6 protein-coding genes and 2 tRNA genes are annotated in these 9,610 nt (G+C 49.9%); 2 read left to right on the forward strand and 6 right to left on the reverse strand.

What is annotated here, in order from left to right; translation table 11 throughout:
• Window positions 1-75: 75 nt before the first annotated feature.
• The 6 genes from J3491_RS10660 to J3491_RS10685 all read right to left on the reverse strand — a co-directional run bounded on the left by J3491_RS10660 (window position 76) and on the right by J3491_RS10685 (window position 9,187).
• Entirely contained in the window at window positions 76-1,755 is a 1,680-nt protein-coding gene (locus J3491_RS10660; protein WP_207970201.1) for an ABC transporter permease, read from the reverse strand.
• An 88-nt stretch (window positions 1,756-1,843) separates the two neighbouring features.
• Window positions 1,844-2,965 (reverse strand): extracellular solute-binding protein, encoded by a 1,122-nt coding sequence (locus tag J3491_RS10665; RefSeq protein WP_207970202.1) that lies wholly within the window; start codon window positions 2,963-2,965, stop codon window positions 1,844-1,846.
• A gap of 325 nt (window positions 2,966-3,290) precedes the next feature.
• A complete protein-coding gene (locus tag J3491_RS10670) occupies window positions 3,291-4,010 on the reverse strand; it encodes a 16S rRNA (uracil(1498)-N(3))-methyltransferase (protein WP_207970203.1) in 720 nt (239 codons plus the stop codon).
• Complete coding sequence (locus J3491_RS10675; protein ID WP_207970204.1) at window positions 4,007-5,596, reverse strand: 3-deoxy-D-manno-octulosonic acid transferase; 1,590 nt, start codon at window positions 5,594-5,596, stop codon at window positions 4,007-4,009. The genes J3491_RS10670 and J3491_RS10675 overlap by 4 nt, the downstream gene beginning before the upstream one ends.
• A 237-nt stretch (window positions 5,597-5,833) precedes the next feature.
• Window positions 5,834-7,402: a tetratricopeptide repeat protein gene (locus J3491_RS10680; protein WP_207970205.1), complete on the reverse strand. Its 1,569-nt coding sequence runs from the start codon at window positions 7,400-7,402 to the stop codon at window positions 5,834-5,836.
• Between the two features lie 129 nt (window positions 7,403-7,531).
• A complete protein-coding gene (locus J3491_RS10685) occupies window positions 7,532-9,187 on the reverse strand; it encodes a cardiolipin synthase (RefSeq protein WP_243456356.1) in 1,656 nt (551 codons plus the stop codon).
• 211 nt (window positions 9,188-9,398) lie between these two features.
• Between J3491_RS10685 and J3491_RS10690 the strand changes: the two genes are divergently transcribed.
• A tRNA-Val gene (locus tag J3491_RS10690) sits at window positions 9,399-9,474 on the forward strand.
• Window positions 9,475-9,524: 50 nt separating this feature from the next.
• Window positions 9,525-9,601, forward strand: a tRNA-Asp gene (locus J3491_RS10695).
• Window positions 9,602-9,610 lie beyond the last annotated feature (9 nt).

Below are 9,610 nucleotides of genomic sequence, written 5' to 3' on the forward strand. Positions count from 1 at the left end.
GCCACACAAGTCATAGACCGCATGCTAAAACCGCATGCTGATAAAGTGCATAACCCCTACTGTCCAAAACTGCTGTTAGCCTTGTTTGTCACTTTGGCGCAGCAATATCCATACTGGTAGCAGCCCAACCAACACGATTAAGAGACTTGGCAGGGCAGCTCGCCCCCACATGCCCTCGCTTGTCATCTCAAACACCCGCACCGCCAGCGTATCCCAGCCTTGCCGCCGCGTCATCAAAGTTATGGGCATCTCTTTCATCACCTCAACAAAACCCATGAGCAACGCTGTCAAAACCCCGGGGCTTAATACCGGCAGCATGACCTGCCGCCAGCGCTGATAAGCACTGTCACTGAGCAGTTTGGCCGCCGCTTCTTGATTGACCGTCAGGCGCTGCAACTGGCGATCGACAGGCTGAAAACTCACCGTCATAAAGCGCGTCGATAGAGCCAGCAGCATCACAATGACGCTGCCTGACAATATCTGCTGCGAGGTGATACCAAAGGCAATCATCTGATTGTCAAGCCATGCAATGGGAATAAATATCCCCACCGCCAGCACCGTACCTGGTACCACATAGCCTAGGTTTGCCAAGGTCGTCATCAGCTTGGTTGTTTTGTCAGGATACTGACGCTTGATCCACGCGATGATAATCGCCAAAAAGGCAATAAACATCGTGGTCATACTCGCAATCATCAGACTATTGGTGACAAAATCGATATAACGAGCATCGAAGTCTTGACGAAAATTGGCCACCGTCCAGTAGATAAGCTGCAAAAACGGTATCAAAAAAGCCAGCGCAAACACCAGCGTGCACAGCAGCGCCATACCCCACTTAGCAGGTTTGCTCGCCTCAAAACGATGACTGCTGCCTTGAGTGACAGCAGTGCCGCGCTTGGCCTGCCAATACTGCTCAAACAACACCACGACAAAGACCACACCAATCAATAACGCGGCAAGCTGCGCGGCCGTAGTCAAGCTAAAAAACCCAAACCACGCCTTGTAGATCGCAGTGGTAAAGGTATCGACATTAAACACCGACACCGCGCCAAAGTCCGCCAAGGTCTCCATACTGGCCAACAGTAAACCACCAATAATCCACGGCAAGGCTTGCGGCAAGGCCAAACGAAAAAACACCCGTCGACGGCTCAGCCCCAGCATTTGACCAGCTTCAATCGCCCGCCGACCTTGAGATAAAAACGCTTGACGCGCCAGCAGATACACATAAGGATAAAACGCCAGCGACAACACCAACCCTGCGCCCCAGACATTTCGCACGGACGGAATCGCCGTACTTATGCCCAAGTCACGTAAGGCGGTCTGTAACGGCCCACTAAAATCCACAATACCGACGGTCACAAACGCCAAAACATAGGCAGGTATCGCCAGCGGCAACATCAACGCCCACGAAAAAAACCGCTGGCCAGGAAAGCGGTACATACTGGTCACCCACGCCAAGGCAGTACCGACTATCCCAGAAATAACGGTGACCATCATCAATAAAATAGCGGTGTTTTTGAGCACTTGTGGCAGCACATACTCACGCATGTGTGTCCAAATATCAGCGACAGGCTGCGTCCAAGACAACAGCACGATCAAAATTGGCACCAGCATAAACAACGAAATCAGTCCTAAGACTGATTTTGAAAGAATACGCTTACGCAAAGTGTGGTCTTGACTGACTGCAGGATGCCCGTCACTCATATCACCATCGACGATATCGCTTTGACTTACAGACGCATCTGGCGTTGTGATCATATCATTATTACCGTGTCATACTTATAGAGTCCACAAAACAACAATACCAATCCCAAAGAAATTTGAGATTGGCATTAGTCATCGGGATCTATTTATAACCCGCTTTATCCATCATCTGAATGGCTTGGGTTTGCAGCTCACCAAATTTTTGTACATTGATGTCGTCTTTTTTGAAGCTACCCCATGATCTTAGCATCTCAGACTCATCCACGCCTTCTTTGACCGGAAACTCTTTGTCCGAGCTGGCATAGATTCCTTGGGCTTCATCAGAGGACAACCATTCGATCAGCTTTAGCGTACCATCTGGATTGTCTGAGCCTGCGACCACACCGGCACCTGAGACGTTTACATGCGTACCAGTGGTGCCTTGATTGGCCCAAAATATTTTTACTGGGAAGTTTGGTTTTTCGTCCAATATACGGCCATAATAGTAGCTGTTGGCGATACCGACTTCACACTGACCCGCCGCGATCGCCTCTAGCATGCTGGTGTCATCACTGAACACATCTGTGGCTAAGTTATCTACCCAGCCGCGGATAATTTCTTCGGTTTTTTCTGCGCCCAAGTGCTCAATCATGCTAGCAACCAATGATTGGTTATAGACTTTCTTTGAGGTACGTAAGCATAGCTTGCCTTTCCATTTTGGATCAGCCAAATCTGCATAAGTTGACAGTTGATCGGCGCTGACCTTGCTTGGATCATAAAAGATCGTACGAGCGCGTAGTGACAGCCCTGTCCACTGGCCTTTTGGGTCACGATATTTGGCAGGGACATTGTTTTCAAGTACCGTCGAAGCCACAGGCTGGAGCAGGCCTTGCTGAGCGGCTTGCCATAAGTTGCCCGCATCGACGGTCAATAGCATGTCAGCTGGCGTGTTTTGGCCTTCTGCTTGCAAGCGAGCCATTAGCGGGCCTGTCTTGTCCGTTACCAGCTCAATTTTTACGCCTGTCTCTTCAGTATAACGATCAAGTAGCGGCTTGATCAGCTGCTCATTACGAGAAGAATAAATAGTAATGGTTTGGCCATCTGCACTCGTGGCACCATCGGTGGTTGCTTGCGGCGCAGTGCTCTCGCTGGCCGTAGTCTCGGCGCTTTCCTCTGTCGTTGAGGAATTACTACAACCCGCTAGTCCGAGCATCATGCCACAGACGACAACAGGTAAAGTAAGCTTAGAAGCAGAACGCGTAGCGCTGATGGTGTTCAATGACATGGTTTTCCCCATAATAGTGCTATAAAAAAGGTGAGATAGATAAGATGGCGACGATATAAAATGGTTATATTATCAATAACAACACTTGCTGCAGTGCGGATCGCTGACACAGGATATTAATAATCATGTTAGACATGTCAAAATAGCCATGCCAGCTACTAGCAAGTTATGTTACTCACGATTGATAACCCCTAATATATGAAAACAACATACTAATAGAAATGAGATTAATTATCAATACATTTGTTTGAGCGAGATTTAGCACCCATCTCCGCTCATTTTTGCCGTATTTCTAGGCCGTGTCTTCCCAACACAAACATAGCAGTTAGAGCAACCACTGACCCAAGATGACATTGACTGCCGCCTCAGTACGTAAGATACGTGGGCCAATGGTGACCGCTGTACAGCCTTGCTTGGCAAGTAAGTCAATCTCGTAATCTATCCAGCCGCCCTCGCTACCGATACAAACCAAGCTCGGTAGCGCCAGTGATGACGGCTGGACGTATTGGGCAAATGATTGCGCGCTGTACGGGTGCGCCACGATGGCACGGCAAGTGATCAAGCCCGCCAGCTCATCTTCGACAAACGGCTTAAAACGCTTGGCCAACGTGATGCGCGGCACGATGGTATCGACGCCTTGTTGTAGCCCCTCTAAGACAAACTCATCCAAACGATCGAGCATCGGGCTTTGCCAGTAGCTTTTTTGGGTGCGATAGCTATTAATCAGGACGATATGTCGCACACCTAGCGCCGTCATATCCATGATTAGGCGACGTAAGACCTTAGGGCGTGGCAGCGCCAACACCACCGTCAAATCAAGCTTTTTGGGCGGCGCGCAGCTCAGCTGTACATCGCATAGCTCGATTTTATCAGAGTGCATGCTTGCTATCTGCCCCGTACCGAGCTGGCCACCGAGCTGGCCTATTTTTAGCCTATCTCCGGCGGCGGCGGCCAGTACTTGAGTGACGTGCGTGATTTGCGCCGCGTCATCGATATAAGCGGTGTCTGCCGAAAAGTTGTCGCAGGGCAATAAGATACAGTTCATAAAGGCTCTTGATGCGACTGCTGGGCAATCACTTCTTCTATCATGGTCACTTGACGGGTCAGTACGGATTGTTGTTGTCTGGTCAGCCGCTCGCCTGCCCGCCCTGCCCGTTTGGCCAGTGCCAGATCACAAAGCCAAGCGGCTAACTGCTGGTAAATCAGCGCGGTTTCCGCACGGATGTCGCCAGCAGTATGGGCGGCTGACGCGCATGCCTCGTCTGTGAGACTAGCTGGTGCTGCCGTGTCAGGGGAGATATGCGCGTGAGAGGTCGTCACAGGACGATAAACAGCATTGTACGGCTGATACAGCGCCCCAACCTCAGCGAGCTTGTCGACCACGCTTTGGCACGACTGCGTATAGCGCCCCATGATGACAGGCGTGGCCACACTTGCCGGCTCCACAGGATTGTGTCCGCCGATATCGACAAGCGAGCCACCGACCAATGCCACATCAGCAAGCTGATACCATATCATCAGCTCGCCCATACTATCTGCCACATACACTTGCGTGGCTGCCTCAATCGCCTCATCACTACTGCGCCGTGCCATCGTCAATGCCGACTTTTTGACGAGCTCGACCACCTCATCAAAGCGCTCAGGATGTCTGGGCACGAGTACAAGCAGCGTATCGGTCAGTGCCGCCTGTGACAACAATTGCTGCTGTAGTGACAGGGCGATTTCTTCTTCGCCGCTGTGAGTGCTGGCCGCCACCCAAATCGGACGGCCGGTGACTCCAAATCGCTCGGCCAGACTCATCTGATCGCTGATGCTATCGTGCAGCGTATTGCTTTGCTCATCTACGCACGGCTCACTGGCGCTGCTGTCCTGCTTTGGCGCATTAATGACCCATTTTAGCGAGCCTGCCACACGGATTTGCGCACTGCTGGCACCGAGCTGCCGAAAGCGCTTAGCAGATTCATTGTCTTGCGCGATGATTAAGGTAAGGTTTTTCATCATGCTACGACTGACAGCAGCGATTTTTTGATAACTGGCAAAAGAAGACGCTGAGAGCCGACCATTGACCAAAATACTGGGAATACGCTGCTCGGCCAATTTAGATAAGATATTTGCCCACAGCTCTGTCTCGACAAACAATGCCGCTATAGGCTGTACATGGGCTAAAAACGTCTCAATCACGACAGGGCTATCGACCGGCACATAACTATGGCTCATCTGGCCTTGGGCAATCTCATCAGCAAAACGGCTGGCACCACGGGCAAAACCCGTCTGAGTGGTATTGGTCAACCATATCTGATAACCCGCTGCCAATAACGCCTCCAGTAGTGGCGCGACCGTATTGGTCTCACCCAATGAAACCGCATGACACCAGATAACGCCGTGATGCGTCACATTATCGCTCACAGCTATAGGACGTGAGGGATAATGCTTACCAAAGCGCTGCGCCACTTCTTGCTGATAGTTGTCGCGCTGGTGCGAGCGTCGCCATACTTGCAGTCGATACAAGGGCTTTAGGATGTTGATGGCACATTGATAATAAAATGGCGGCTGATACACCGCATGATTAAGCCCTGATACTGAATCAGATCTCTGCGAAACGTGCTCAGATGGCGTAGGAGAAGATGACATAGCGTCGCCCAGATTGGTAATGAATCAGATTATATGGTCAATCCACTATAAAAGAATGACAGTATTAAACGCGCTTGAAGTATTACACATACCAATACACTCGTATATGTCTGTACTTGGCTGCTATGAACTTTTCGATTGAATCAATGATGACAAAATAGTAATAAAAAACGCGCCAATTCTACCTCAATTTGACACTGAACAACACGCCTTTAATCACTGCCCGCCATAAGTATGTTAGACAATGATAAATATCAGTATCGCCACCATAACGACAGCAGCAAGCAGCAGCTGATAGCGCTTGCTACTATGCTGCTCTTGTTTTTGGGTGGTGATCAGCGCTTGCGCTTGCTGCCACTGCTCGAGCACACTTGCCGCTTCTGTATGACCATTTTTTGCCGCTTGCTCGAGCCAATATTTACCATTGTCGATATCTTGCGCCACCCCCAGCCCTTGGTAGTACATCTTACTTAGCAGACGCTGGCCACGGCTGTCGTTTTTGCTTGCCGCTTGTTTGACCCATTCAGCGCCCGCTGCCAGCGCCGCCTCTGTCTCGGCTGTGACGCCTTCGCCGAGTAGCTCATACATTGCCAAGCGTAGCATGGCAGCAGTATTACCCGCCTCTGCTGCGGTTTGTAATTTGAGTAGTGCTTGTTTTTTTACAGCCAAATGCTTTGGGGCAAATTTCACCTGCGCGCGCGGTGTGTTTTGCTTGGCGATGTACTGCTCGAACTGCTCTAGAATGCGACTGGCTTGCTGATAGTCTGACTCGCCAGCGCTCTGCATGACCTCAATTTCCTTTAGCTCAGTCATTAGCTGAGTAAACAGCTCGGGCGTAGGTGATAGTTTGGCGCTTGGTGCCAGTGGTTCCAATGGTTCTGGGAATGATTGGGGTGCTTGGGATGATTGAGGTGTTGAAGGCTGAGGTGTTGGTTGCAGAGTGCGCGGCGAGGCAGATTCAGTTATCAGTGATGCGTCATGGGATAAGTTACTGATTGGCGTTTGTGCTTTATTGCGCGATACGTCACTGGAGGCAATTTGGTTGTCTGCCGTGCTCGCGGTACTGACGCGCGCGCCTGCTTTTGTGTCATCATCGATACTGACTTGGCGGTCTATGCTATCGATGCCAGCAGCGCTATTGCGGCTGTCAGTGTCCTTATTTGTAGTGATGCTGTCTTTGGTAAGAGATGGCGCGGTATCGAGTGCATCAGTGCCATGAATGCTGGGCGTATGTGCCGCAGGCAATCTGGCGCTCACCGCTTGATACAGTCCGCTTGCCACCTGATCGCCTTGCACAGCAACAAAGGGGCGATCGATATGACCAAACAGCCGCAGCCCGATAGGCTCTAACGCAAAAAACAGCGGCGGCTTATCTGCCTCAGTCCCCTCAGTCGCCTTATTATCCTCACGATAGACGACCGCCATATGCTGATAAAAATCCTCACGAATGAGCGCAAGCTCAGGATAACACTTGCCTAATTCAAGCTGCCCGTACCAGTGCGGCGTCTGCTGCCAGTGCTGCGCCAGCACTCGACCTGCATAAAACGCCAAAAACACCATCAAATTGCGATAGTGCTCATCAACCAGCAGCATCTCTTCAGACCAGCGCTCTGTTTTGATCAGATCGCGGCGTATCTGAGACAGCAAGGTATCGACGCGCTGCAAGCTTGCCAGCGACTCATCCAGCATACAAGCGCGCAGCTGGCTTTCATAAGCCATACCGCCTGCGATAGGACGATTGGCCAAAAAATCCTGCCAATAGCCAGCTGCCATATAATCAAGGGGCGTTACGGGCGATGCAGCCATAAACCAGCGTGTCCTTTATTTAAATATTCAAAAATTTAGTCAAAAATCGGTAACACAGCGCATTTATCAACCTGCTCACTTACTAAGCGGCAGCGAGCGCCCGCTTACCTTATCCTAAAATACCACAGGCTACAATAACGGACTAAACAGACGCACCACGTTATCAAACAGTCGCGCAGCACCATGCCGCTGCTGCCACGCCTCAAGACTCACATAGCGACAGCTTTGTAAATACACCTCTTGACAGTCTGCCACCTGTGCGACCATCTCTGGCGTATAAATCGCCAAGCTGACCTCCATGTTTAAATAAAAGCTGCGCATATCAATATTCACCGTCCCAAAGAGACAATAGTCATCATCGACGACCACCGTTTTGGTATGCAACAGCCCGCCTGTAAACAAAGCGATATTGACCCCCGCCTCTAACAGCTCTTGATAATACGCTTGTGAGGCATGCTGCACCAAAAACGAATCGACCTTTTCCGGTACAATCAGCGTCACCTCGACCCCGCGCTTTGCGGCGATGGTCAGCGCTCCTGATAGCGCCTCATCAGGCACAAAGTACGGCGTGGTAATGCGAATGCGTTTATTGGCACGATGAATGACCGTCACCAAAGTGTTATAAATCACATGCGCTGTGACTTGCGGTGCTGAGGGTATGAGCTGCGCCAACACGCCTTTTACGATTGGTTTTTTGGGTATCACAATCGACGTCGAGCCAATATCTGGCTGCTCGTGATAATCAATGTGATCACCCAATACTTTTACACGACTGTTTAAGTCGTTGATGGTCGGATCCATCACATAGAGCTTTCGCGTATAGTTATTGACTCGCTGATTGAGCGCATCTAGGTTTTCGTTGTTTTCGGCGCCGATATCGGTCACCACCACTTTTGCCATCGCCGTCGCGATACTAATCGCTTGCTGACTGGTCGCCCGAATCGCCACATCAATCCATTGACCGACGTTTTTGTTTTGTTTAAAAAACCTTGGATCCACCAGATTAAAGCTACCGATATAGCCAATATACTCATCAATCACCACAATCTTGCGATGATTGCGCAAATCAGAGCGCTTAAAGAGCGTCTTAAATAAGCCCACAGGAAGCGACTGATGGACAAACACCCCCGCCCGCTCAAGCGTACGATGCGCGCTGCTATTAAAAAAGCTAAAACTGCCCACACTATCGGCCAACAGATGACACTCTACCCCGCGCCGCGCCGCCGCCGCCAGCGCCTCTATCAGCTCTAACACCTGCCCTTTTGGATAGACAATATAAAACTCCATAAAAACAGTCCGCTGAGCAGCATTGATATCATCGATTAAGCTGTTAAAGATCGCACTCGGCTCTGTCAACAGCTGCATATTGTGATCTGGAAACACGCCAAACCCTGTCCAGCGCGTCCCTATCTGACTGACACCGCGATAGTTGGGCGGTAGCAGCTCTTGACCTTGATCAAACACCAAATGCTCACGCCGTGCCATATCATTCATCAATAAACTGGCTTGATCCACCCGCTCACGATAACGGCGGCCAATCATCGGCTCACCCAACAAAATATAGGCGATAAAACCAAACACCGGCAATGTATAAAGAACCGCAACCCAAGCGATAGACACGCCGATATTGCGCTGCACAGATACGATACGCAGCGTCATTACTATCATCAGCACGATATGCAATACCAGACCCAGTCCGGCAAAGTCGCCCCAAGACCAAGTCGTAAAGTACTGTTCAATAGCAAAAGTATCTATGCTCGCCTCCAACCATTCAGATAAAATCAATGACCTTTATAAAACATTCAGTAGTATAGTAGCTTTTAATCTTCAAACAACAGATAACTATCATAAGTGTTTTACAGAAAACACTGTTGTTTTTCTAGATTTTATGACAATAAATCAACGGCTTAAAAATATATTTTCGATTATTTGCTAAAATAATCAAAATATCGTTTGACAGCCATATCTAAATCTATATAATACACACCCACAGAGCGGGTGATTAGCTCAGTTGGTAGAGCGTCTGCCTTACACGCAGAATGTCGGCGGTTCGAATCCGTCATCACCCACCACTTATTAGCAAGTGGGCCTTTTATAAAGGCAAGATGCTAAAACGACCTAAGCAGCGGTAGTTCAGTTGGTTAGAATACCGGCCTGTCACGCCGGGGGTCGCGGGTTCGAGTCCCGTCCGCTGCGCCATATTTAAAA

Source organism: Psychrobacter halodurans (assembly GCF_017498075.1).
Lineage (GTDB): Bacteria > Pseudomonadota > Gammaproteobacteria > Pseudomonadales > Moraxellaceae > Psychrobacter > Psychrobacter celer.